Consider the following 22,699-nt stretch of genomic DNA (forward strand, 5'->3'; position numbering starts at 1 on the left):
CGGGGATCACGCGGCCCGCGCGCGATGCCTGCGGACCGCGTCACGGTTGGCGCAGCGCCGGCCGCAGTAGCGCTGCCGCCCGGTGCGCGAGGTGTCGGCGAGGATCGTGGTGCACTCGGTCACGGCGCACCGCCGCAGCCGGTGCATGCCCCGGCCCGCCAGATGCAGCGCGGTACCGACGGAGATCAGTGAGAACAGCAGGGCGCCGAGCGGCTGCCCGGCCTCCCGGTAGTGCAGGTGCCAGCTGCTGCCCGCGTGGTCGGTCAGCCGCGGATGGGCGGCGGCCCGCGCCAGCATGGCGTTGACCAGTTCGGCGCGTTCGCTCTCGTCGGCCGCGTCGACGACCCTCTCCCAGGCGTCCAGGGCCTCCCGTGTACGCGCCAAGTCGGCCGCGTCGACCGGGCGTTCCAGTGTCAGACCGGCGGCGCGGCAACGGTCCGCGAGCTCTCCGGCCCCGGCCGGGCGGGAGTTGGCGAGGTCGGCGGCCAGGTTCACGGCGTCCTCGCCGTAAGGGTTGAGGTGCATACGGGTCATTACAGCAGGGCGGCCCGTCACATCGCGCCCGTGTGCGACGAAAATCGGACCCTCGTACGAGGCGTCATACCAGAGCGGGACGCTGCACCGCTGACTTTGTCAACTGCCCACCGCACTTGATGCGTTGCCGACTACCGTGAGTGGCCGTCGGGCGACGCAGGGATCACGACGCAGGGCTGACGTCGCGACCTGCCGGCCGGCACGGCGATGCCGCAACCACGCCGCAAAGAGGAGTCGGGCCGACCGCCGGACCCTCGTCGCAACGTACCGAGGACGAAAGATGTCTCACCTACGCGCACCGGCCGCCCGCGCAGACCGCCGTGAGGGCGGCCGGCACGGCAGACCCGGCAGCCGGACCGCCGCAGCACTGCCCGAGACGCACATACGCCCGCAGCTCCTGCGGATCGCCGTGCTGCCGGCCGTCGCCGTGGGTCTGAGCGCCTGCGCCGCCGTGCTCTTCACGCTCCGCTCGACCGGCGCCCGTCCCGGACCGGCCCTGCTCGCCGTCCTCACCACCGCCGCGCTGGTCGGTCTCGCGGGCATCGCCATCGCGGCCGTCGCCGCCGAGCGCGCCGCCAAGTCCGTGCGGGACCGCGTCGGCGCGCTGCGCCGCGCCACCGCGCGCGGCCAGACCGAACTGCGCGGCGTCGTCGAGCAGTTGCGCCGCGGAGACCAGCCGCCCGCCCCCGGAGCACCGGCGAAGGCCCGCCCCGGCGGCGACGAGTTCGACCAGCTCGCCGACGAGCTGAACCGCGCCCACGAGGTCGCCGTCGGCGCCGTCGTGCAGGCCGCCCAGCTCTCCAGCCACGCGGGCAGCGAACAGAAGGTCGAGGTCTTCGTCAATCTCGCCCGGCGCCTGCAGTCCCTCGTGCACCGCGAGATCTCGCTGCTCGACGAGCTGGAGAACGAGGTCGAGGACCCCGAACTGCTCAAGGGCCTCTTCCACGTCGACCACCTCGCGACCCGCATCCGCAGGCACGCGGAGAACCTCGCCGTGCTCGGCGGCGCCGTCTCGCGCCGCCAGTGGAGCAACCCGGTCTCCATGACCGAGGTGATGCGCTCGGCCATCGCCGAGGTCGAGCAGTACTCACGCGTCAAACTGGTGCCGCCGATCGACGGCACCCTGCGCGGGCACGCCGTCGCCGACGTCATCCACCTGCTCGCCGAACTCGTCGAGAACGCCACGGTGTTCTCCGCCCCGCACACCCAGGTCCTGCTGCGGGCCAACCTCGTGACCGCCGGGCTCGCCGTGGAGGTCGAGGACCGGGGCCTCGGCATGCCCGTCGCCGAACAGAGCAGGATGAACCGGCTGCTCGCCGACCCCGACCAGGTCAACGTCGCGAGCCTGCTGCAGGACGGCCGCATCGGGCTCTTCGTGGTCTCCGCGCTCGCCCGCAGGCACGGCGTCGCGGTGCGGCTGCAGACCAACATCTACGGCGGTGTCCAGGCCGTACTGATCCTGCCGCAGGAGCTGCTGGGTGCCGAGCAGCAGACGGAGCCCGTCACCCGGCGCCGCCCGGCCGCCGAGGCGGCGGCACGGGGCGCCGCAGGGGACGTACGGGACGGCGTACGGGGCGGCGTGCCTGACGGCGCGGTAAACGGCGCACCCGACGATGTACGAGATGACGTACGCGACGGCGCACGTGTCGACGCACGTGCTGACGTACGTGCTGATGTGCAAGGTGAAGCGGCGGGTGACGGACGAGGACCAGGTGACGCGTGCGACGACACCTCGCCGTGGCCGAGCACCGCTCCGCAGGCGGGCCCCCGCCCCACGCCCGCCCCGGAACCCGTCCCCACCCCGCTCCGGCCGCGCGCCGCGAACGGCACCCGCCCCGCCCCCCTCCCCGTGCGGGGCGCACGCCAGGACCGGCCGACGCCCGCCGACGCCACGCCCGGCATCCGGCCCGAGGACCGGCAGGCCATCACCGAGCACGCCGCCGCGCCGCCGACGCCCCGCAACGGCGCCGTGCGCGGCCGCGTCGAGAGGCCCCGGCTCCCCAAGCGGCGCGCCCAGGAACACATCGCTCCCCAGCTGCGGGACGCACCGGCGCCACGGCCCGACACCGACCAGGTCGTCGGCCACGACCCCGGCCTCATGGCCGCGTTCCAGCGCGGCATCGGCCTCGCCCAGGCACAGGACGCGCGTGACCCCACCTCGCGGGAGCGCCCGGCCGACATCCCGCACGACGGGCCGGGTCACGGGCCGGGACACGGCGCCTGACCAGCACCCGGGCCGGTCACGGCCCACCACCTCTGCCCCCGCAGACCTACGTACGTCGTACCTCAAGGAGTCGATCCACCATGGCGAGCGATGCGCCGACCGGCCATGTATCCGATCTCGACTGGCTGATGAGCGGCCTCGTGCAGCGCGTGCCGCACACCCACAGCGCCGTCCTGCTCTCCTCCGACGGACTCGTGAAGTCGGTGCACGGCCTCGACCCGGACAGCGCCGACCACATGGCGGCCCTCGCCTCGGGGCTCTACTCGCTCGGCCGCAGCGCGGGCATCCGCTTCGGCGACGGCGGGGACGTCCGCCAGGTCGTCGTGGAACTGGACTCCACGCTGCTCTTCGTCTCCACCGCGGGTTCGGGCACCTGTCTGGCGGTGCTCGCCGGGCGCGACGCGGACGCGGCCGTCCTCGGTTACGAGATGGCGATGCTCGTCAAGAGCGTGCGGCCGTACCTCATCACCGCCCCCCGGCAGCCCGCCGGCGAACCCGCGCCGATGAGGCACTGAGGATGGCGGCCCCGCACGACGGGCCCTGGCTCGACGACGCCGCGGGACGGCTCGTCCGTCCCTATACCGTCAGCAACGGACGGACCAGACCGACCAGCCAACTCGACCTGCTCTCCCAGGTGATGGCGACCGGCGCCACCCCGCTCGGCTACCTCGGCCCCGAGCACTCCACGGCACTCGGCCTGTGCCGGGCGCCCACCTCCGTCGCCGAGATCGCGGCGCAGCTGAGACTGCCCGCGGTCGTGGCCAAAGTGATCCTCTCGGATCTCCTCGGCTGCGGGGCCCTCACCCAGAAGGCCCCGGACATGTACCACAACCCCACCGACCGGTCCCTGTTGGAGGCAGTGCTCGATGGATTACGACGACAGCTCTGACCCCTTCCCCACCGCACTGAAGATCTTGGTCGCGGGTGGCTTCGGGGTCGGCAAGACGACCTTCGTGGGCGCGGTCAGCGAGATCGCGCCGCTGAGCACGGAGGAACTGCTCACGACGGTCAGCGAGGCCACCGACGACCTGTCCGGCGTGGAGAACAAGACCACGACGACCGTCGCCATGGACTTCGGACGGATCACCCTCGATCCGAAGCACGTGCTGTACCTGTTCGGCACGCCCGGCCAGGAGCGGTTCTGGTTCATGTGGGACGAACTCTCCGAGGGAGCCCTCGGCGCGGTCGTCCTCGCCGACACCCGGCGCCTGGAGGACTGCTTCGCCGCGGTGGACTTCTTCGAGCAGCGCGGCATGGGGTTCATCGTGGCGATCAACGAGTTCGACGGCGCCCATCGCTACGAGCCCGAGGAGGTGCGGTCCGCGATCGACCTCGACCCCCAAGTGCCGGTCGTGCGCTGTGACGCACGCATCTCGAGCTCCGGCATCCAGACCCTCCTCATCCTCGTCAAACACCTCCTCAACCACGCCCCGGCGGCCAGCCACGGAGCCCACACGTGACGCACGACCCGACAGGGCGGCTGCTGCTCACCCCGGTGGACACGCAGGCTCCGGCGCGGGCTCGGCGGCTGCGCGGGCTCGGCATCGGGCAGCGCCCCGAACCGGCCTTCGACGTCTTCGCGGACCGGCTCGCCGAGCTGACCGGAGCGCCCTACTCGATGGTCAACTTCATCGACGAGGAGCAGCAGTTCTTCGCGGGCCTGCACGCTCCGGAGCGCCCGGGCCGCGCGGCGTGCCGCTACATGGCGCGCGATCGCGGGTACTGCCCGCACGTCGTGGTGCGCCGCAAGGCCCTCGTCCTGGAGGACGTCCGCGACTTCCCGCGGTTCGCGGGGAACCCCGTCGTGGAGGAGATAGGGATCCACTCCTACCTGGGCGCACCGCTGATCGACCGTACGGGGATGGCACTCGGCACCGTCTGCGTGGTGGACGTCGAGCCGCGCCGCTGGGGCAGGGCGGGGCTCGACACGATCAAGAGCATGGCCGCGGAGCTGGTTGGGCAGATCCACCGGCGGGAGGAGAGCGGGATCTGACCGGGGCGGACCCGGTCAGAGATCGAGCTCGGTTCCGTCCGGGAACCGCACACGGACACGGTCGCCGGCCAGGTGGCAGCTGATGGACTCCCGCAGTGCCCGCGGATGGACCGTGTCCCGCGAGAGGGCGACCAGGGTGACGTGGACGCTGTCGCCACCCGAGTGGGCCGCGGAGGTGAGGAAGGGTGTCGCCGAGTGCGGCCCGTACGCGTTGGCCGCCACCTCACGGGCGATGCCCGCCTCCTCGTCCCAGCCGTACAGGGCGACGACCGCGCTGGTCAGACCCGTCGACGTACGGATGAGCGCCCAGCCCGGGCCGCACTCGGCGTGCGGCCGTGTCCCGTCCGCCACCGCGTGGCCGCCCTCGCGGACGGTGACTCCGGCGGGCGCCCGCACCCGGTGCGCGCGGATCTCCCACGGGCCGTGCAGGGCGCTCGTCGTCTCGATGGGAAACTCGCCGCTCCCGTCCGGCCATTGGGCGTCGTGGCGGGAGGAGGCGACGCGGCCCTCGCAGCGCAGCGGGTGGATGCGGCGGCGGCGCGTGGGCGTGCCGTCGGGGGCGAGGAGTGCCAGGTGGCCGTCGACGGCGCGTTCCCACGCGCGCGGGGCGGTCTCCGGGGCGGTCGCCGTGGAGTAGCCGAACTTCGCGTAGTGCGGGTCGTCGTGCGCCGGGCCCTCCGGGGGATTGTGGTCGCTGCCGTGGTTGACCAGGCGGACGATGCCGTCGTGCCGGGTGCCGTGCAGCAGCCAGCCGGGCTGCGGGAGCGCCGTGTACTGGTCGGACTCCTCGACGGGGAGCGGCACTTCGCGCTCCGTCCACACCGGGTGGCCGGCGGGCAGCAGCAGGCCGAGGAAGCCCTTGCTCGCCCAGTACGGCGACGCGGGCCCCGAGTAGGGCTGGGTGGCGGGCAGGAACGTCCCGTACCAGCCGAGCGGCAGCAGCCCCCGCTCGTCGGGGACGCCGCGCTCCACGAAGTGCCGCGCCGTACCGGAGGCGAGCCGCCGGGTCAGCCCCGGCGCCAGCGGAGTGCAGTCGGCCAGGGCCCCCATCCACACGGGCGCGGCGGCCGCGAAACGGTACGTGAGGGAGCGGCCCTGGTGGACGGGGGCGCCGTCGCCGCCGAAGAAGTGCGGGTAGGTGGCGAGGAACCGGCCGAGGCGCTCGCGGTAGACCTCGCCGCGCCCGCCGTCGCCGCCGGGGCCCGCGATCCGCGCCCACAGCAGCGGGTACAGGTGCAGCGCCCAGCCGATGTAGTAGTCGAAGTTGCGGCCGTCGCCGTCGCTGTACCAGCCGTCGCCGCGGTACCAGTCCTCGATGCGGTCCAGGCCGCCGTCGATGTCGGACCGGCTGTACGGGGCGCCGACCGAGGCGAGGAACTGCTCCGACACCACCTGGAAGAGCCGCCAGTTGTTGTCCCACGTCTTTGCGCCGACGAACCCGGAGAACCAGTCGACGACGCGCTCCTGGACCCGGGTGTCGAGCTTGTCCCAGATCCAGGGGCGGGTCTCGTGCAGTCCGACCGCGATCGACGCGGCCTCGACCATCTGCTGCGAGCAGTCGGTGAGTTCGGGCCACGCCTCGCCGCTGTCGCGGTCCGTGCCCGATGTCAGACCCCGCGCGTAGCGTTCTATAAGACGAGGGTCCACCTCGCCGCCCGCTCCGGCGATCCTGAAGGAGGCGAGCAGGAACGACCGCGCGTACCCCTCGAGGCCGTCCGACACGACCCCCGACCAGCTGGTGCGCCCGGGCAGCCGGTACTGCGCGAAGCCCGGCGTCGCGTACGGGACGAGCGCCTCCAACTGCCGGTCGGCGAGCGCCTCCCAGTGCGCCCGGGTCCAGCCGGTGAGCGGGGACAGGACACGGTCGGTGGGCGGCAGGGACAGGTGCGGTGCGGGCATGGGACGCGTGGCTCCTCAGAGTTGTCGGGTGGCGGAACAGCGGTGCGGTCCAGGGGCGCGGGGAACTGCGCGACCGGCCACGACGCGCCCGCGGTCGACGGCACACGCTCAGGCGAGCTCCGCCGTATGCGTACGGCCCCGGGAGCCACCCACCCGCACGGTGACGACGGGCCGAGCCCCCGGCACGACCGTCACCGTGTCATCCGCACGGACCACCTCCCGCACGCCGAAGGGAAGCCCGACGCTCACTGTCGCCCCCGCGCGGCCGGGATCGGCGACGGCCACCGAGACGACGCCCCCGCGCCCCCGCCGCACGAGGACCGTGCAGGGCCCGGACGAGGTGAGGCCCCCGGCCCAACCGGGACCCCAGAAGTGCGCCGCGACCAACCCGTCCCGCCGCGCCTCGACCGCCTGCACAGTCGCGTCGTTGGCGACGATCCGCACGGGCCGAGTTCGGGCCCACCCCGCCGTCGCGGCCGCACTCGCGCCGGGCAGCAGGACATAGGCGTACGAGGCCTCGGTGGGGGACACGCCGTGGTCGAGCCAGAGGGTCAGATAGCGGCGCCGCACCGGTGAGGCACTGCCACCCGTGTCCGCGCCCGTATTGATGTCGCGCCACGCGCCGACGCGCTCCTCGCGCAGCGCACGCAGTCCCGAATCGGCGGCGCGCCCGGCGGAGCGCCCGGGAAAGTCGGGGAAGACGTACCCGCCGGTGCCGTCCAGGTGGACCCACCGGGCGTCACCGAGCCGGGCGGACCAGCCGTCGTGTCCGGGCTGCCCGCGCCCGTCGACGGTCAGCCGCCGCGCGGCCCCGCCGGCGTGCAGATTGCGGTTCTCGACGATCGTCTCGACGGTGCGCCCATCGCTCGCGCCGATATCCGCGCCGAGCGCGACGACGGTGTTGTCGAGGAAGAACCACGCCTTGCGGGCCCGCAGGCTGCTGCCGTCGGCGATCAGTTCCATGGCGGCGGCGCCGTGCCGGGAGTCCAGGGCCGCGCCGCCCGCGACGGCGTTCTTCGGGCGGTACGTGCTCGTGCCGCCGCCGGAGCCGATGTCGGCACGGGTCCGCGTGTCCACGGTCGTGCCCGGCAGGCGGTACGGATCGACGGTCGCCCAGAAGGCGTCGCCGAATTGGCCGAGGTCGTCGCCGTCGTACAGATAGGTCATGCCGTCACCGGTGTACCAGCCGTGCAGGTTCTCGCCGTTGCCCGCCTCGTACGCGGCGACGCGCTTCGAGGAGAGCGACAGGGTGAGCGCCCAGCCTGGCCGCCGGTGCACCACCCGGTCCATGCCGGCGAAGACGAAGTGCCCGGTGAGGCGGTCCGCGGCCGGGACCGACGGGTCGTCGAGCACGGCCTTGGCGCGGGCCAGCGCGGGGATGCCGACGAGGCCGAGGTAGGGCGTGGTCCTGTTGCGGCGGATCCAGCCCTTGGCGAGGGCCCGCCAGCGCCGCGCGTACGGGGCCGGGGCGCCGGACGCCAGTTGCAGGATGTGCGAGAGCGTCGCCGCCCCGTCGTTGTGGTCCCGCGCCTTCTCCCTGGATATCGCCCGGCCGCGCACCGCGTCCATCATCAGCCCGTCGAACACCACCGGTGCGAACGTCCGGTCCACCGCCTCGTACAGCACGGACGTCTTCGGATCGGTGACCGCCCACGGGGAGTCCGCGAGGAGCGCGATCAGCTGGCCCGCGGCGCCGAGCAGGACACTGCCGTACGTTCCCGTGTACGCGACGGATCCGTGCTGCACGAACGACCCGTCCTCGTAGAAGCCGTCCCCCGAAGTGACGTACTGGAAAAGGCTGTTGCGGCCGCTGTCCCGGACGTCGGAGAGGCCGTCGCGGGCCAGCGCCACCGTGGCGGTGTCCCGGGTGAGCAGGCCGCGCAGGGCCACGATGACGGCCTTGTCGGCGCGGTTGGCACCGGTCTCGGCGAGCGAGGGGGAGTTGGTGCGGCGGTCCGGGTCGGGGCAGAACTTCTTGACCGTCGCCGTGTACGCGGCCAGGTCGTCGGCGGGAAGGTGCGCCCGCAGCAGCACGCAGGTGTCCATGAGCGCGCGGGGCGCGCCGATCTCCCAGAACCACCAGTTGCCGCTCTCGGGGCGGTCGGGGCGGTAGCCGGTGGAGTGCAGGAAGCGCAGCGCGCCGAGCAGGGCGTCGAGGGCCTCCGCGCTGCCGCTGAGGGAGGTGCCGGGGGTGGCCCGGGCGATGGCGAGGGTGCGCAGGCGGGTGTAGCTCTGGCCGAAGTTGCCCGGTTCCGACGCGGGGGAGAGGTCGCGCCACAGCGCGGTCCTGCCCGCCGACCGGTCCAACTGCCGCCACAAGGCGGACGCCTGGGTGTCCAGGGTCTTCAGGGCCGCGGTGAAGTCCGGGTCCGCGGCGTCGAAGTCGCCGCCGGTGAGCTGCGCGGAGGCGCGGGCGAGCAGCGTGTCGTACGCCTCTTCGGGCGCGTCCGCGGCTTCGGGTGCGGCCTCGGTTGCTTTCTCGGCCGGTGCGGCCCATGCCGTGCCGCCCGCGACCGGCGGTACGAGGGCGGACGCGGCGCCCGCGATCAGGAGTGTGCGGCGGCGGGGCGCGGAGGAGGAGCCGGAGTCGGGCGTGGGCATGCGAACTCCCAGAGGTGTCGGGGCGTTCCGGGTGAGCCGATTCCGCGACAGCATGTAAGCGGTTGCTATGACGCGCAAGGGGCCGGGAGCGTTTCTGTGCTCTTTCTTCCCTGTGGCCCCAAGGGCGCGGACGAAAGTCCAAGAGTGCGGCGCCCCCATGGCATTGACGGGGGGAGTAACCGATTACTACGTTGCCGCCCCATGGCTGAGAAAAGGACACCACGCGCGCGTGCCGTCATCGCGACGGCGGCCGCGGCCGCCACCCTCGCGCTCGCCGCCCCCTCGCCCGCCCACGCCGACCCGTTCACGCCCACCCCCGGCGCGGACGGCGTGGGCGACCCGCTCTACCCGACGCTCGGCAACGGCGGCTACGACGTCCGCCACTACGACCTCTCCTTCGACTTCACGCCGGTGACGTACGACTTCGACGCCACCATGAGGATCCGGGCGAGAGCCACCCAGGACCTGTCGTCCTTCAACCTCGACGTCGACTCGCTCGCCATCGACCGGATCACCGTGAACGGCTCGCCCGCCACCTGGGTCACCACCCCGGGCAGAACCGGCCAGGAGCTCACCGTCACCCCCGCCCGACCGCTGCGCGACCGCCGCTCCTTCGATGTCGCGGTGACGTACCACGGCAACGGCAAGACCAAGCCGGCCGCCCTGCCCGGCTGGCGCCACATGTCCGACGGCGGCTTCGCCTCGGCTGCCCAGGCCTCCCGCGCCGACACCTTCGCCCCCGTCAACGACCACCCCTCGGACAAGGCGACCTGGACCTTCCACATCACCGCACCGAAGGGCTGGACCCCCGCCGCCAACGGCAACCTCACCGGCCGGCGCGACGCCCCCGGTACCAAGCAGACATGGGACTTCTCCCTCAAGTCCCCGATGGCGCCGGAGCTGTTGGGCATCTCGGTCAATAAGCAGAGTTACGTGTTCGGGCGCGGCCCGCACGGCGTAAAGCTGCGCCACCTCGTGCCCGAGGACCAGAAGGCGAAGTACCGCCCCATCGTCGAGGAGACCGGCGGCCAGCTCGCCTGGCTGGAGAAGACCCTCGGCGTGCGCTACCCCTTCGACACGTACGGCGTGCAGATCGTCCGCGACGGCTACGGCGACGCGCTGGAGAACCAGACCCTCTCCCTCTTCGGCCCCGGCTGGTTCGAGCGGCCCACCTACTCCACGACCATGGTCCACGAGCTGACCCACCAGTGGTTCGGCGACTCCGTCACCCCCACCACCTGGCAGGACGCCTGGCTGAACGAGGGGCCCGCCGTGTATTACGCCGCGCTCTGGGCGGACCGGAAGGGCTTCCAGCCCATCGAGGAGAAGATGAAGGCCGCGTACGCGAAGCTGGACGCGGTCCGCAAGACCGACGGCCCGCCCGGCAGGCCGACCGGGCTCGGCGGCTTCAACATCTACGACGGCGCCGCCGTCACCCTCTACGCCCTCCGGCAGCGGATCGGGCCGGACGAGTTCGACGCGGTCATGAAGACGTGGCTGACCAGGCACCGGCACGGCAACGCCTCCACCGAGGACTTCATCGACAACACCGTGAAGGTGACGGGCGAGGCATCCGCCGGCACCTTCCTGCGCCACTGGCTGTTCGACCTCGACAACCCGCCCATGCCCGGACACCCGGACTGGGGCCCGGCACGGTGATCTCCGGCGGCCCCCGGACACGTAACGACCCTGGAAGGGAAGTTCCATGACCACCGACCTCCGCCTGGGCGTCCTCGGCTACGGGCTGCGCGGCTCACTCGCCCGTACCGCTCACCGGCCCGGCGCGGGCTCACGCGTCACCGCGCTCGCCGACCCCGACCCGGCCGCCCGGGCGCAGGCGGCCGTGGCCTTCCCCGGCGCGCTGCTGTCCGGCGACCACCGCAAGGTCGTCGAGGACCCGGACGTCGACGCGATCGTCGTCCTCACCCCCGACCACACACATGCGGCGCTCGCCTGCGAGGCGCTGCGCGCGGGCAAGCCCGTCTTCGTCGAAAAGCCGCTCGGCACGAGCATCGAGGCATGCGACGACATCCTGCGCACCGCCCACGAGACGGGCACGCGCCTGTACGTCGGGCACAACATGCGCCACATGCCCGTGGTCCGGCTGATGCGCGACATCATCGAACGCGGCGAGATCGGCACGGTGAAGACGGTGTGGTTGCGCCACTTCGTCGGCTACGGCGGGGACTGGTACTTCAAGGACTGGCACGCCGAACGGCAGTACACCACAAGCCTGTTGCTCCAGAAGGCCGCCCACGACATCGACGCCCTGCACTGGCTTGCGAACGGCTACACGCGCCAGGTCCATGCCCTGGGCGACCTCATGGTCTACGGCGACAACCCGCACCGCCGCGCGCCGGGCGAGCCCAAGACGGACGACTGGTACACCAAGGACGGCCACTGGCCGCCGCACACCCAGCGCGGCCTCAACCCCGTCATCGACGTCGAGGACGTCTCGATGGTCAACATGCGTCTGGACAACGGGGTGTTGGCGGCGTACCAGCAGTGCCACTTCACCCCCGACTACTGGCGCAACTACACCGTCATCGGTGACGCGGGCCGGCTGGAGAACTTCGGCGACGGCCCCGGGGGAGCGGTCAAGGTGTGGAACGCGCGCCGGTCGGGCCACCGCGGCGCGGCGGACGCCGAGTACCGGGTGCCGGACGTGCGGGACGAGGGCGGGCACGGCGGCGCGGACCCGCTGCTCATCGACGAGTTCGTACGTTTCGTACGCGAGGGAGGGCGCACCGACACGTCGCCGGTCGCGGCACGCATGGCGGTGGCGGCGGGCGTGCGCGCGACGCAGTCCCTGCGGGACGGCGGGACGCCGCGGGACGTGCCGGAGCCCGACCCTGAGCTGACCGCCTACTTCGAGCGCGGCCAGACCCGCTGAGCCACCGGGTTTCCAAAGGGCCTGAAGGAAAGCTGCGGCGGCGCTTAAGAAATCCTCGATGGACCGGGGCGCCGCCGTAGGGAAGATTCCTGTGTCGTCGGGGGAAGAAGCGACGTACGACAGGAGCCGTGGCGTTGAAGGCGCTGGTCAAGGAGAAGGCGGAGCCGGGTCTCAGCCTGAAGGACGTACCGGAGCCGGTCATCGGCCACGGTGACGTCCTCATCAAGGTGCTGCGCACCGGGATCTGCGGCACCGACCTGCACATCCGGTCCTGGGACGGCTGGGCGCAGCAGACGATCACCGCGCCGCTGGTGGTCGGGCACGAGTTCGTCGGCGAGGTCGTCGAGACCGGCCGCGACGTCGCCGACATCAAGGCCGGTGACCTGGTCAGCGGCGAGGGCCACCTGGTGTGCGGCAAGTGCCGCAACTGCCTGGCCGGGCGGCGTCACCTGTGCCGCGCCACGGTCGGCCTCGGGGTCGGCAGGGACGGTGCCTTCGCCGAGTATGTCGCGCTGCCCGCGGCGAACGTCTGGGTGCACCGCGTCCCCGTGGACCTCGACGTGGCCGCGATATTCGACCCGTTCGGCAACGCCGTACACACGGCCCTGTCGTTCCCGCTGGTCGGCGAGGACGTGCTGATCACCGGGGCAGGACCGATCGGCCTGATGGCGGCGGCCGTCGCCCGGCACGCCGGCGCCCGCAACGTCATGATCACCGACGTCAGCGAGGAGCGCCTGGAGCTGGCCCGCAAGACCGGCGCGAGCCTCGCGCTGAACGTGGCGGAGTCGACGATCGCCGACGGCCAGCGCGAGCTCGGCCTCCGCGAGGGCTTCGACGTCGGCCTGGAGATGTCGGGCAACCCGCGCGCGATGCGCGACATGGTCGCCAACATGACCCACGGCGGCAAGATCGCCATGCTCGGCCTGCCCGCCGAGGAGTTCGCCGTCGACTGGTCGCGGTTCGTCACCTCGATGATCACCATCAAGGGCATCTACGGCCGCGAGATGTTCGAGACCTGGTATGCGATGTCGGTGCTGCTCGAAGGCGGCCTCGACCTGGCCCCCGTCATCACCGGCCGGTACGGCCACCGCGACTTCGAGGCGGCCTTCGACGACGCGGCGAGCGGCCGCGGCGGCAAGGTCATCCTCGACTGGACCTCCTGACCCGCACGGCTCGACCCCCCTTAAGGATTCACGCATGTTCGACTCCGTACGCGAAGACCTCCAGGCCACCCTCGACGAGATCCGCGCGGCGGGCCTGCACAAGCCCGAGCGCGTCATCGGCACCCCGCAGTCCGCCACGGTCGCCGTGACCGCCGGGGGCCGTCCCGGCGAGGTCCTCAACTTCTGCGCCAACAACTACCTCGGCCTCGCCGACCACCCCGACGTCGTCGCCGCCGCGCACGAGGCGCTGGACCGCTGGGGCTACGGCATGGCCTCCGTCCGCTTCATCTGCGGCACGCAGGAGGTCCACAAGGAGCTGGAAGCGCGCCTCTCCGCCTTCCTCGGCCAGGAGGACACGATCCTCTACTCCTCCTGCTTCGACGCCAACGGAGGCGTCTTCGAGACGCTGCTCGGCGCGGAGGACGCGGTGATCTCCGACGCGCTCAACCACGCGTCGATCATCGACGGCATCCGCCTGTCCAAGGCGCGCCGCTTCCGCTACGCCAACCGTGACCTTGCGGACCTGGAGCAGCAGCTGAAGGAGGCGTCCGACGCCCGGCGACGCCTCATCGTCACCGACGGCGTCTTCTCCATGGACGGCTACGTCGCCCCGCTCCGCGAGATCTGCGACCTCGCCGACCGGTACGACGCCATGGTCATGGTCGACGACTCGCACGCCGTCGGCTTCGTGGGCCCCGGCGGCCGTGGCACGCCCGAGCTGCACGGCGTCATGGACCGCGTGGACATCATCACGGGCACGCTGGGCAAGGCTCTCGGCGGCGCCTCCGGCGGCTACGTCGCGGCCCGCGCGGAGATCGTCGCCCTCCTGCGCCAGCGCTCGCGCCCCTACCTCTTCTCGAACACCCTCGCCCCCGTGATCGCCGCGGCCTCCCTCAAGGTCCTCGACCTCCTGGAGTCCGCCGACGACCTGCGCGAACGCCTCGCCGCGAACACGGCCCTCTTCCGCTCCCGCATGACCGAGGAGGGCTTCGACATCCTCCCCGGCGACCACGCGATCGCCCCCGTCATGATCGGCGACGCCTCCGTGGCCGGCCGCATGGCCGAACTACTCCTCGAACGCGGCGTCTACGTCATCGGCTTCTCCTACCCCGTGGTCCCCCAGGGCAAGGCCCGCATCCGCGTCCAACTCTCCGCCGCCCACTCCACAGCAGACGTCAACCGCGCAGTCGAGGCGTTTGTCGCTGCGCGGGCTGAGCTGGAGGGCTGAGGGAGGCGCCCCTACCCGAGGAGCTGAGGGGTGGGGCGCCCCGTAAGGGGCGCGGGGAACTGCGCGACAAGCCCCCACCGGCCGGTGGTCCTCCACGGGCCCCGGCCGCAGCGGCGAGAGGCGCCCCTACCCGAGGCCGAGGCGCCGGGCGGGTGGCCCACCACACGCCCCGCCACACCGGCGAGCGGGGGACGGAGGAGCGAAGTGAGCCCACCCGCACGGATGAGCCCCCCGTAGGGGAGAATCGGCGCATGATCGAAGCACGGCGCCTGCACATCCTCCGTGCCGTGGCCGACCACCGCACGGTCACGGCCGCCGCCGCCGCGCTCTACCTCACCCCCTCCGCCGTCTCCCAGCAGCTCACCGCCCTGGAGCAGGAGACGGGCCACCGCCTGGTCGAGCGCTCCGCGCGCGGCGTACGGCTGACGGCGGCGGGCGAGATCCTGCTCACGCACACCAACGCGGTCCTGGCCCAGCTGGAGCGCGCCGAGGCGGAGCTCGCCGCGTACAGCTCCGGCGAGGCGGGAACCGTGACCGTCGCGGCGTTCGCGACCGGCATAGGCCTGGTCGTCGCCCCCGCCCTCGCCCGCCTCGCCGGCTCCGCCCCCGGAATCCGGGTCCGCGTCCAGGACGCGGAGGGCGACGCCAGCCTGCCGATGGTCCTGGACCGGCAGGTGGACGTCGCCGTCGCCGTCGAGTACCGGGGAGCCCCGGGAGCGGACGACCCGCGGCTCACCCGCGTACCCCTCTACGCCGAACCCTTCGACGCCGTGCTCCCGCTGGGCCACCGGCTCGCCGACGCGGAACGGGTGGCCCTGGCCGAGCTCGCCAAGGACGCGTGGATCGGCCCCTTCGCGGGCAACCCCTGCCACGACGTGGTCGTCCTCGCCTGCGAACAGGCCGGGTTCCAGCCGATGCTGGAGCATTGGTCGGACGACTTCCGGGCGGTGGTGGCCCTCGCGTCGGCCGGCGCGGGAGTCGCCCTCGTACCCCGCTCCGCCCTGCGCGGCATGGACGTGTCCGGGGCGGTCGTGCGCCCGGTGGAGGGCGCGGCCCCCACGCGCCGCGTCTTCGCGGCGGTGCGGTGCGGCGCGGAGGACCACCCGCTGATCCGCCCGCTCCTCGACGCCTTGCGCGACGCGGCGTCCTGAGCACCGCCACGGCTCGCGTCACACGGCCTAGACGTGACGCCGCCTTGCCCTCACACCGTCTTGACGGAGTTCCCGTCGATGAGGTAATCCGCCCCCGTGATGCCGGCGGCGACCGGCGACCCCAAGTAGGCGATGAGCGCGGCGACTTCGCGCGCCTCCGCGAGCCTGCCGGTGACCATTCCCGCGAGGTCCGGGAGGCCGTCGAGCAACTGCTCGTGGGGCACGCCCATGGACGCGGCGAGCTGGGCACCGTATCCGTCGGAGCTCTCCCACATGTCCGTCCTCACGGGGCCGGGCGAGACGGTGTTGACCCGTACGCCTCGCGGCCCGAACTCCTCGGCCAGCGCCTTGCCGAACGCGGTCAGCGCGGCCTTGGCGGTGCTGTACGCGATCGGACCGGCGTGCGGTGTCCGGGCGCTGGTGGAGGAGACGTTGACGATGGCGCCGCCGCCGTCGGCGGTGAGGCGGGGCAGCGCGGCCCGTGTGGTGCGCACCGAGGCGAAGAAGTTCAGGTCGAACGCGTCGCGCCACTGCTGCTCGGTGCAGGCGAGAAAGCCGCCTGACCAGGCCGCGTCCGCGTCGCCGCCGCCGACGTTGTTGACGAGGAGGTCGAGCCCGCCGAGCTCGGCCTCGGCGCGGGCCACGAGGTGGGCGGGGCCTTCGACCGTGGACAGGTCCACGGCGACGCCGACGGCGCCGGTGGCCCTGAGCTCCGGCGTGAGCGTGCGGGCCGCCGCCACGACGTGCATGCCCTCGTCGAGCAGCACGGACACCGTGGCCAGTCCGATGCCCCGACTCGCCCCGGTCACGAGCGCGGACTTGCCGTTCAGCCGCAGATCCATGAGTTCAAGTTCCCTTTCCATCCGTTCCGTGAGCCGACGATGCCCAGTGTCCGCAAGTGGCCCACGGTGCGCCGGGAAACTCAGGTTCCACCTACTTGCCCCTCCGGTCAGCCAGTCATGATCTCCGAAGCGGTGTAGCTGTCTCCGCGCACGACTAGAGGCGCTCGGCACGTGATGCGCGTGTCGGGGATGCGGTCCACAATTGTCCGCCGTCCCACATGTGGGTTAGCGTGCCAGATATGGAACACGATGGAGTCGACGCGCGCCTCGCCGCCCGACTGGCCGAGCTGCGTGCGGAACGCGGCTGGACCCTGGGCGAGTTGGCGGAGCTGAGCGGGATCAGCCGCTCCACCCTGTCCCGCGCCGAGCGCGCGGAGATCAGCCCCACGGCGGCCCTCCTGAACCGCCTGTGTGCCGTCTACGAACGGACCATGTCGCAGCTCCTCAGCGAGGTCGAGGCGGAGCCCGCCCAGCTGGCCCGCGCCGCCGACCAGGCGGTCTGGGCCGACGATGAGGCGGGCTTCATGCGCTGGTCCGTCTCGCCGCCCAGCACCGGAATGCGCGCCGAACTGGTCGAGGGCAGACTGCAGCCGGGCGCGGACATCGCCTACGACCGGCCGCCCGTGCCCGGCCTGGAGCAGCACATCTGGGTGCTGGAAGGCTCCTTGGAAGTCACCTTGCAGGGCGAGGCGCACACCCTGCGCGTGGGGGACTGTCTGCGCTTCCGGCTGTGGGGTGCGTCGCGGTTCCGCTGCCGGGGCGAGGAGGCCGTACGGTATGCCCTCGTGGTGGTGAAGCCATGACCGGAGCCCCTGCGACGACGACCACGGCCACGGAAACGCATCTCGTACGTCTCGACGCCGCCGCGCTCCTCGACGCCTCCGACGATCTGGCAGAGCTGCTGGTCGAGACGGTACGGGGCGGTTCCTCCGTCGGCTTCCTCGCAGACCTGGACCGGGCCACCGCGGCAGCCTGGTGGCGTGGGCTCGCGCCGGCGGTCACGGACCGGACCCTCGCTATCTGGGTGGTCCGCGCCGAAGGGCACGGTGCCCGGTGTGTCGCGGGCACGGTCGGCGTCGCCTTCACGGACAAGCCCAACGGCCGCCACCGCGCCGAGGTCACCAAGTTGATGGTGCACCCCTCCGCGCGCGGCCAGGGCCTCGCCCGCGCCCTCCTGGACGCCGCGGAGAGGGCGGCGGCGGAGGCGGGCGTAACTCTCCTCGTCCTTGACACTGAGACTGGCAGCCCCGCCGAGACCGTCTACGGGAAGGCCGGCTGGACCGCGGCCGGGACCATCCCCGACTACGCGGCGGACCCGACAGGAACCCTCCACCCGACGACCCTCTTCTACAAGCGGCTCGGTGCCGACCGCGTCGACACCGAGCCGGACCGCGCGGCGCGTCAGTAGCGCAGCGCCGCCAGATACGCGTAACTGTTCCGAGAGGCGGCGAACGGGTCGGGACGGCGGGGGGCCCTGCTCGACCAGCCACTGCCGGACGCTCCCCACGCGCGCGTGGGCGAACATCGCCGCAAAGTCGAGCGTCCCCGAACCGTTCCCGGCGGGCTGTTCCAGAATGCCGGGGAAGTCCCGCGCGAGGGCGTCGCGCATCGTATACGGCCACATGCCGATGCTGACGTACCGCGGGTCTGTACGGGGTATGGAGCCACATCGGCCCGCATGAGGTCCCGCGCGCGGGGGAGGCTGCCCCGAAGAGAACCGGAACCAGTGAAGAGAATCAGCCGCACTCCCAGGGAGCCCGCCGCAATGCCCGACCGAGCCGAAGAAGCCACCGCCCCCGCCGCGTACACCGCGGGACTGCTCAACGCGGCGGACGGCGTACCCGTCGCCACGTACACCTGGCTGCCCGCCGACGGCAGGCCACGCGCGTACGTGCAGATCGCCCACGGAGCCGCCGAACACGCCCTGCGCTACGACCGCTTCGCCCGCCACCTGACCGCGCACGGCTACGGAGTGGTCGCCTCCGACCACCGCGGCCACGGCGCCACCGCACAGGCCACGGGTGGCTACGGAGTGACCTCTGGAGCCGCGGGTACGGAGGACGCCGACAGCTGGCGCGCCATCGTCGACGACCTCAAGGCCATCGGCGACCAGGTGCGCACGCTGTACCCCGGTGCCCCCTTCTTCCTCCTGGGCCACAGCCTCGGCTCGCTCCTCGCGCGGGACTACGCCCAGGAGTACGCCGACGGACTCGCCGGCGTGATCCTCTCCGGTACGTTCCGCTCGCTGCCCGGCGCCGAGCTCGACGGCTCGATCGCCCGCCTGGAACGCGAGATCGCCGAACACGGCCGCGCCCACCTCTCCTCGTACGTCCCCGGTCTCTTCGCCTCCTTCAACGACCCGTACACCCACCGCACCGGCTTCGAGTGGCTCTCACGGGACGAGGCCGAGGTCGACGCCTACGTCGCCGACGAGCGCTGCGGATTCGCCTTCTCGGCGGGGCTCTCCCTGGACTGGGTGCGCGCCGTACGGAAGATCAACGATCCGCGCAACATCGCGCGCGTGCCGGCCGACCTGCCGATCCACATCGCGGTCGGCGAGCAGGACCCCTGCAACCAGCGGATGACGCTGGTCCACGAACTCCTGGAGGACTTCCGGTACGCGGGGGTCGAGGACCTGACGTGGAAGGGCTACCCCGACGCACGCCACGAGATCCTCAACGAGACCAACCGCGACGAGGTCCAGGAAGACCTGACGGCCTGGCTGGACAAGCGCGTGCTCTGAGGGCGGGCCGGGGGCCGTCGCAGGGCGACTGTCAGTGGCGTTGGCTACGGTTCTGCCATGCCGAAGTCCAGATCCCGTGCCCGCGTCACCTCCGACGACGTGCGCCGCATCGCCCTCGCCCTGCCGGAGACGGTGGAGAAGGTCGCGTGGAGCATGCCGACGTTCCGGGTGGCCGGAAAGATGTTCGTGACGGTCCCCGACGACGAGACGTCCTTCGCCGTGCGCTGCCCGAAGGTCGAGCGCGACGAACTGGTCCTCGCCGAGCCGGACAAGTTCTGGGTCGCCGCCCACGAGGCGGGCTCGGCCTGGGTGCGGGTGCGTCTCGCGGCCCTGGACACCGACGAACTCACGGACATCCTGGCCGACTCCTGGCGCCAGGCCGCACCGCCCCGACTCCTGGAAGAACATCCGGAGTTGGGGGTGACGCCCACGGGCTGAACGGACGGAGGGCCCTGTCCGCCCGCCGTGGCCGAGCTCGGGGGCGCGGCCCCGCCCAAGATCCCGTGTCCGTGGACGGTGACCCGGGTCACGCCGCGTCCCCCTCCGGCGCGTGAGCGATCACCGGTCGAAGTGCGGTATTGTTTCGGTGCGCGTTCGGCCAGGGGAAACCCCAGGTCACACGGGCACCGGGACGTGGCGCAGCTTGGTAGCGCACTTGACTGGGGGTCAAGGGGTCGCAGGTTCAAATCCTGTCGTCCCGACTGTTCGATCAGTCGAACATCGCAGATGAGAGGCCGTTCTCCGAACGGCCTCTTTCTGTTTTCCGCCCGCAGGGACGGCTCGCGAACGCGGAAGCTTCGGCTCCTCAACTGGCTTGCATATCAGAACAGTTGACGGAGTATCACATTCACGTACACAGTCCCCGCATCGCCTCGCCGGCACATTGCCCCCACTCCGCACGCGGGCCACAATGAGCGCTCCGGACCACGCAAGGAGTTGCGCGTGAGCGATCCGCCCATCGTGTTCCCGGACGTGGAACGCCTCGTCGTCGACCATCTCAAGAGCCGCCCCGAGCTGGGCGGAGTCATCGTCGACAACCGCACGCCCGCTGGCTTCGACGGCACGCAGAAAGTCGTCCTGGTGTCCCGGGCGGGCGGGGCGTGGGTCGACGACCAGCACCTCGACCAGCCCCTGATCGATCTGGAGGTCTACGGGCCCGACAAGCCGACCGCGCACACGGTGGCCACCGCGGCCCGTACGGCGCTGCTGACCGTGCGCGGCACCACGTACGGCGGTGCCCGCGTCACCGATGTCGCCGAGGCGGACGGGCCGCGCTGGCTGCCCGACTACAACCGGCAGGCAGCCAGTCGCTATCTGTCCACCACCCGGCTCTCGATCCGCCCGGCCTGACGGAGCCCGTAGCCCGTACGCGTACGAGGCCGGCGCGCCCTGAGCAGTTCGAAGGAGTCCGCATGCCCGGAATGAACCCGAACGAGATCCGCGTCGCCGGCACGGGGCGCATCCTCACCGCCCCGCTCGGTACGCCGGTGCCCGCCGACGTGACCGCGAACTGGGCCGCGCCCTGGCGTGACCTGGGTTACACCAGCACCGACGGCATCCGCTTCAACAAGAAGGACAAGATCGACCCGGTGGACACGTGGCAGTCGGTCAGCCCGGCGCGTTTCGTGTACTCCGACCGGGACCTCACCGTGAAGTTCGCGCTGCTGCAGCTCAATGAGGACACCCTGCCGTTCTTCTTCGGCGGTGATGCCGTCAAGGAGACCGCGGAGGGGTCCAAGCTCTACACCTACCAGGTGGCGTCCGAGCCCAAGAAGGACGAGCGGATGCTCGGCGTGGAGTTCGCCGACGGCGATGTCATCAAGTACCGCTTCGTCATCGCGCGCGGCCAGGTCACCGAGACCGAGGAGCTCCAGCTCACCCGTACCGCTTCGGTCAAGCTCGGCATCACCTTCACCGCGCTGTCGGTGGACAACGCCGCACCGCTCGCGACCTGGCTGATGAACGACCCCGCGTTCGCGAAGTAGGAGTAGCGGTAGTTGCGGCGGTCGCACGGCCGAGCCATCACCCATCGACCCAGGAGCCCCATGTCCGCGCCATTCAATGTCAACGCCGCCCGCGCCCAGCGGCTCGAATCGCTGGGCCTGAACTGGGAGTTCGAGGTGGACGGCGAGACGTTCTCGCTTCCCACCGAGATCCCGCGCCGCTCGGCCCAGAGCCTCTCCTCCCTGGACGACAACGACCTGGACGGGCTGCTCGCGCTGTTGCTCGGCGAGGAGCAGTACAAGCGGTTCGCCGAGCACGACGTCAGCGTCCAGGACGTGGCCGCCGTCCTGAACGCCTACGGCGAGGCGACAGGGCTGAGCGTGGGGGAAGACTGAGCCTCGGTGCGCTCGTGGAGGAGCACGCCGAGGCGCTGGAGGCGGATCTGCTGCGCCACTACGGTGTCGACCTGCTCGGCTGGTACCGCGGTGAACTGTCGTCGCGGCGGCTCGCCGTGCTCGTGCGGCATCTGCCGGGGGACAGTGCGTTCCGGCTCGCGCACGAGGGTGAGGTGGCGCAGTGGTCACTGACCGACCACCTGCTCGCCGCCGTGGTCGACCACCTGGCCATCGCCAACTGGATGTTCGCCTCGGTCAACCGGGACGAGGACGAGCCGGCGCCGGAGGCGCCGCAGCCGGTGCCCCGGCCCGGTGCCCAGCCCGACGATTCGCCTCCTTCCGCGGAACCCAGCGCAACCGAGCTGGCCCGCTTCTTCGGCTGACCCCGCGCCTGGAGAGGGACCATGTCCGAGACAGAAGTACCGAAGTGGCTCAAGGAATGGCTGGGCAAGGTCGAGGCCGACTGGCGCAAGACGAGCCTCACCGGCGTCAACGCCGAAGTCAACGGGCTCAAAGCCGAGGTCACGGCCTTGACCGGGTCGGTCAAAGGACTGGAGGCCTCGGCCACGTGGGCCAAGGCCGAGGTCACCGGTGCCTCCGCCGGCTTCAAGCTCTTCAACGCCGAGCGTTCCCTCTTCGACCTGGAGCGGATGCGCGAGGAACGCGAGCAGCGCCAGGAGCAGAGCCGGCTCGCTGCCGCACGCATGCGGCCCGAAGACCTCAGACAGTCCATCAACGCGCTGGAACAGCAGGTCGGCCGCCAGATCGCCGATCTCAAGAACCGCACCACTCTGCTCCGCAGATCCCTCACCCAGAGCACCGTGCGAGCCCGCCAGGACCGGCAGACGGTCGTCCAGGTCAAGTCGACGGCCGAACGGGCACTGCGCACGGCGCGAGACGGCGTACGCAAAGCGGAGGCCGCGCTGCGGCGGCAGCGTGCCGCGCCGCGCACCCCCGCCGGGGGTGGTGCGCAGCCCGCACGGCGCATGGACGTGGGCAACATCCAGCAGACCGCGCGTGCTCTACGGGAACTGGAGCGTCGGGTCGACGGACTCGCCCGCGCACTGAGCTGAGACCACCCGCAAGGGC

23 protein-coding genes and 1 tRNA gene are annotated in these 22,699 nt (G+C 72.0%); 20 read left to right on the forward strand and 4 right to left on the reverse strand.

Annotation, left to right across the window (positions count from 1 at the left end; genetic code table 11):
• Positions 1-6: 6 nt before the first annotated feature.
• Positions 7-525: a CGNR zinc finger domain-containing protein gene (locus tag ACI2L3_RS31360; RefSeq protein WP_404755777.1), complete on the reverse strand. Its 519-nt coding sequence runs from the start codon at positions 523-525 to the stop codon at positions 7-9.
• Positions 526-814: 289 nt separating this feature from the next.
• On the opposite strand from ACI2L3_RS31360, the gene ACI2L3_RS31365 reads away from it, so the two are divergent.
• From ACI2L3_RS31365 to ACI2L3_RS31385, 5 genes are all read left to right on the forward strand, one after another.
• A complete protein-coding gene (locus ACI2L3_RS31365) occupies positions 815-2,758 on the forward strand; it encodes an ATP-binding protein (protein WP_404755778.1) in 1,944 nt (647 codons plus the stop codon).
• 80 nt (positions 2,759-2,838) lie between these two features.
• A complete protein-coding gene (locus ACI2L3_RS31370) occupies positions 2,839-3,273 on the forward strand; it encodes a roadblock/LC7 domain-containing protein (protein ID WP_150174647.1) in 435 nt (144 codons plus the stop codon).
• A gap of 2 nt (positions 3,274-3,275) precedes the next feature.
• Positions 3,276-3,647 (forward strand): DUF742 domain-containing protein, encoded by a 372-nt coding sequence (locus ACI2L3_RS31375; protein ID WP_404755779.1) that lies wholly within the window; start codon positions 3,276-3,278, stop codon positions 3,645-3,647.
• The gene (locus tag ACI2L3_RS31380; RefSeq protein ID WP_404755780.1) at positions 3,625-4,218 is read left to right on the forward strand and encodes a GTP-binding protein; all 594 of its coding nucleotides are present in this window, start codon (positions 3,625-3,627) and stop codon (positions 4,216-4,218) included. The genes ACI2L3_RS31375 and ACI2L3_RS31380 overlap by 23 nt, the downstream gene beginning before the upstream one ends.
• Positions 4,215-4,751, forward strand: a complete 537-nt coding sequence (locus tag ACI2L3_RS31385) for a GAF domain-containing protein (protein WP_404755781.1) — start codon at positions 4,215-4,217, stop codon at positions 4,749-4,751. The genes ACI2L3_RS31380 and ACI2L3_RS31385 overlap by 4 nt, the downstream gene beginning before the upstream one ends.
• 15 nt (positions 4,752-4,766) lie before the next feature.
• Here the strand turns inward: ACI2L3_RS31385 and ACI2L3_RS31390 are convergent, their stop codons facing one another.
• Both ACI2L3_RS31390 and ACI2L3_RS31395 read right to left on the reverse strand, forming a co-directional pair.
• Complete coding sequence (locus ACI2L3_RS31390; RefSeq protein ID WP_404755782.1) at positions 4,767-6,650, reverse strand: DUF2264 domain-containing protein; 1,884 nt, start codon at positions 6,648-6,650, stop codon at positions 4,767-4,769.
• A gap of 108 nt (positions 6,651-6,758) precedes the next feature.
• The gene (locus ACI2L3_RS31395) at positions 6,759-9,251 is read right to left on the reverse strand and encodes a polysaccharide lyase 8 family protein (protein ID WP_404755783.1); all 2,493 of its coding nucleotides are present in this window, start codon (positions 9,249-9,251) and stop codon (positions 6,759-6,761) included.
• A 201-nt stretch (positions 9,252-9,452) separates the two neighbouring features.
• Here ACI2L3_RS31395 and ACI2L3_RS31400 point away from each other — a divergent pair, with 201 nt between their 5' ends.
• From ACI2L3_RS31400 to ACI2L3_RS31420, 5 genes are all read left to right on the forward strand, one after another.
• Positions 9,453-10,910, forward strand: a complete 1,458-nt coding sequence (locus ACI2L3_RS31400; protein ID WP_404755784.1) for a M1 family metallopeptidase — start codon at positions 9,453-9,455, stop codon at positions 10,908-10,910.
• Positions 10,911-10,956: 46 nt separating this feature from the next.
• The gene (locus ACI2L3_RS31405; protein ID WP_404755785.1) at positions 10,957-12,144 is read left to right on the forward strand and encodes a Gfo/Idh/MocA family protein; all 1,188 of its coding nucleotides are present in this window, start codon (positions 10,957-10,959) and stop codon (positions 12,142-12,144) included.
• A 134-nt stretch (positions 12,145-12,278) separates the two neighbouring features.
• Complete coding sequence (gene tdh, locus ACI2L3_RS31410) at positions 12,279-13,307, forward strand: L-threonine 3-dehydrogenase (protein ID WP_404755868.1); 1,029 nt, start codon at positions 12,279-12,281, stop codon at positions 13,305-13,307.
• Positions 13,308-13,341: 34 nt separating this feature from the next.
• Positions 13,342-14,535 carry a glycine C-acetyltransferase gene (locus tag ACI2L3_RS31415; protein WP_404755786.1) on the forward strand — a complete coding sequence of 398 codons (1,194 nt, stop codon included), beginning with the start codon at positions 13,342-13,344 and terminating at the stop codon, positions 14,533-14,535.
• Positions 14,536-14,786: 251 nt separating this feature from the next.
• On the forward strand, positions 14,787-15,686 hold the full coding sequence (locus ACI2L3_RS31420) for a LysR family transcriptional regulator (RefSeq protein ID WP_404755787.1): 900 nt from the start codon (positions 14,787-14,789) through the stop codon (positions 15,684-15,686).
• Positions 15,687-15,736: 50 nt separating this feature from the next.
• On the opposite strand, the gene ACI2L3_RS31425 is transcribed toward ACI2L3_RS31420, so the two are convergent.
• Entirely contained in the window at positions 15,737-16,528 is a 792-nt protein-coding gene (locus ACI2L3_RS31425; protein WP_404755788.1) for an oxidoreductase, read from the reverse strand.
• A gap of 239 nt (positions 16,529-16,767) precedes the next feature.
• Here ACI2L3_RS31425 and ACI2L3_RS31430 point away from each other — a divergent pair, with 239 nt between their 5' ends.
• From ACI2L3_RS31430 to ACI2L3_RS31475, 10 genes are all read left to right on the forward strand, one after another.
• Positions 16,768-17,331, forward strand: a complete 564-nt coding sequence (locus ACI2L3_RS31430; protein ID WP_404755789.1) for a helix-turn-helix domain-containing protein — start codon at positions 16,768-16,770, stop codon at positions 17,329-17,331.
• The gene (locus tag ACI2L3_RS31435; protein WP_404755790.1) at positions 17,328-17,936 is read left to right on the forward strand and encodes a GNAT family N-acetyltransferase; all 609 of its coding nucleotides are present in this window, start codon (positions 17,328-17,330) and stop codon (positions 17,934-17,936) included. Before ACI2L3_RS31430 ends, ACI2L3_RS31435 begins: the two co-directional genes overlap by 4 nt.
• Before the next feature lie 357 nt (positions 17,937-18,293).
• Positions 18,294-19,271, forward strand: coding sequence for an alpha/beta fold hydrolase (locus ACI2L3_RS31440; protein ID WP_404755791.1), 978 nt, complete (start codon positions 18,294-18,296; stop codon positions 19,269-19,271).
• Positions 19,272-19,328: 57 nt separating this feature from the next.
• Complete coding sequence (locus tag ACI2L3_RS31445; protein WP_404755792.1) at positions 19,329-19,709, forward strand: MmcQ/YjbR family DNA-binding protein; 381 nt, start codon at positions 19,329-19,331, stop codon at positions 19,707-19,709.
• A gap of 189 nt (positions 19,710-19,898) precedes the next feature.
• A tRNA-Pro gene (locus ACI2L3_RS31450) sits at positions 19,899-19,972 on the forward strand.
• A gap of 241 nt (positions 19,973-20,213) precedes the next feature.
• On the forward strand, positions 20,214-20,621 hold the full coding sequence (locus ACI2L3_RS31455; protein WP_404755793.1) for a hypothetical protein: 408 nt from the start codon (positions 20,214-20,216) through the stop codon (positions 20,619-20,621).
• Positions 20,622-20,683: 62 nt separating this feature from the next.
• Positions 20,684-21,256 (forward strand): phage tail protein, encoded by a 573-nt coding sequence (locus ACI2L3_RS31460; protein WP_404755794.1) that lies wholly within the window; start codon positions 20,684-20,686, stop codon positions 21,254-21,256.
• 60 nt (positions 21,257-21,316) lie between these two features.
• Positions 21,317-21,610 (forward strand): hypothetical protein, encoded by a 294-nt coding sequence (locus ACI2L3_RS31465; protein ID WP_404755795.1) that lies wholly within the window; start codon positions 21,317-21,319, stop codon positions 21,608-21,610.
• Positions 21,611-21,624: 14 nt separating this feature from the next.
• Positions 21,625-21,993: a hypothetical protein gene (locus ACI2L3_RS31470; RefSeq protein WP_404755796.1), complete on the forward strand. Its 369-nt coding sequence runs from the start codon at positions 21,625-21,627 to the stop codon at positions 21,991-21,993.
• A gap of 21 nt (positions 21,994-22,014) precedes the next feature.
• Positions 22,015-22,683: a hypothetical protein gene (locus ACI2L3_RS31475; RefSeq protein ID WP_404755797.1), complete on the forward strand. Its 669-nt coding sequence runs from the start codon at positions 22,015-22,017 to the stop codon at positions 22,681-22,683.
• Positions 22,684-22,699 lie beyond the last annotated feature (16 nt).

The sequence above is a fragment of the Streptomyces sp. NPDC029674 genome (assembly GCF_044903205.1).
In the GTDB taxonomy this organism is placed as follows: Bacteria; Actinomycetota; Actinomycetes; order Streptomycetales; family Streptomycetaceae; genus Streptomyces.

Excerpts from the sequence above, each read along its gene's own strand:
- ACI2L3_RS31415 (WP_404755786.1), top strand. The coding sequence starts at position 13,342 with ATGTTCGACTCCGTACGCGAAGACCTCCAGGCCACCCTCGACGAGATC.
- ACI2L3_RS31405 (WP_404755785.1), top strand. The coding sequence starts at position 10,957 with ATGACCACCGACCTCCGCCTGGGCGTCCTCGGCTACGGGCTGCGCGGC.
- ACI2L3_RS31425 (WP_404755788.1), bottom strand. The coding sequence starts at position 16,528 with ATGGATCTGCGGCTGAACGGCAAGTCCGCGCTCGTGACCGGGGCGAGT.
- ACI2L3_RS31375 (WP_404755779.1), top strand. The coding sequence starts at position 3,276 with ATGGCGGCCCCGCACGACGGGCCCTGGCTCGACGACGCCGCGGGACGG.
- ACI2L3_RS31440 (WP_404755791.1), top strand. The coding sequence starts at position 18,294 with ATGCCCGACCGAGCCGAAGAAGCCACCGCCCCCGCCGCGTACACCGCG.
- ACI2L3_RS31460 (WP_404755794.1), top strand. The coding sequence starts at position 20,684 with ATGCCCGGAATGAACCCGAACGAGATCCGCGTCGCCGGCACGGGGCGC.
- ACI2L3_RS31380 (WP_404755780.1), top strand. The coding sequence starts at position 3,625 with ATGGATTACGACGACAGCTCTGACCCCTTCCCCACCGCACTGAAGATC.
- ACI2L3_RS31360 (WP_404755777.1), bottom strand. The coding sequence starts at position 525 with ATGCACCTCAACCCTTACGGCGAGGACGCCGTGAACCTGGCCGCCGAC.
- ACI2L3_RS31400 (WP_404755784.1), top strand. The coding sequence starts at position 9,453 with ATGGCTGAGAAAAGGACACCACGCGCGCGTGCCGTCATCGCGACGGCG.
- ACI2L3_RS31395 (WP_404755783.1), bottom strand. The coding sequence starts at position 9,251 with ATGCCCACGCCCGACTCCGGCTCCTCCTCCGCGCCCCGCCGCCGCACA.
- ACI2L3_RS31445 (WP_404755792.1), top strand. The coding sequence starts at position 19,329 with ATGCCGAAGTCCAGATCCCGTGCCCGCGTCACCTCCGACGACGTGCGC.
- ACI2L3_RS31465 (WP_404755795.1), top strand. The coding sequence starts at position 21,317 with ATGTCCGCGCCATTCAATGTCAACGCCGCCCGCGCCCAGCGGCTCGAA.
- ACI2L3_RS31365 (WP_404755778.1), top strand. The coding sequence starts at position 815 with ATGTCTCACCTACGCGCACCGGCCGCCCGCGCAGACCGCCGTGAGGGC.
- ACI2L3_RS31435 (WP_404755790.1), top strand. The coding sequence starts at position 17,328 with ATGACCGGAGCCCCTGCGACGACGACCACGGCCACGGAAACGCATCTC.
- ACI2L3_RS31420 (WP_404755787.1), top strand. The coding sequence starts at position 14,787 with ATGATCGAAGCACGGCGCCTGCACATCCTCCGTGCCGTGGCCGACCAC.
- ACI2L3_RS31430 (WP_404755789.1), top strand. The coding sequence starts at position 16,768 with ATGGAACACGATGGAGTCGACGCGCGCCTCGCCGCCCGACTGGCCGAG.
- ACI2L3_RS31475 (WP_404755797.1), top strand. The coding sequence starts at position 22,015 with ATGTCCGAGACAGAAGTACCGAAGTGGCTCAAGGAATGGCTGGGCAAG.
- ACI2L3_RS31370 (WP_150174647.1), top strand. The coding sequence starts at position 2,839 with ATGGCGAGCGATGCGCCGACCGGCCATGTATCCGATCTCGACTGGCTG.
- ACI2L3_RS31390 (WP_404755782.1), bottom strand. The coding sequence starts at position 6,650 with ATGCCCGCACCGCACCTGTCCCTGCCGCCCACCGACCGTGTCCTGTCC.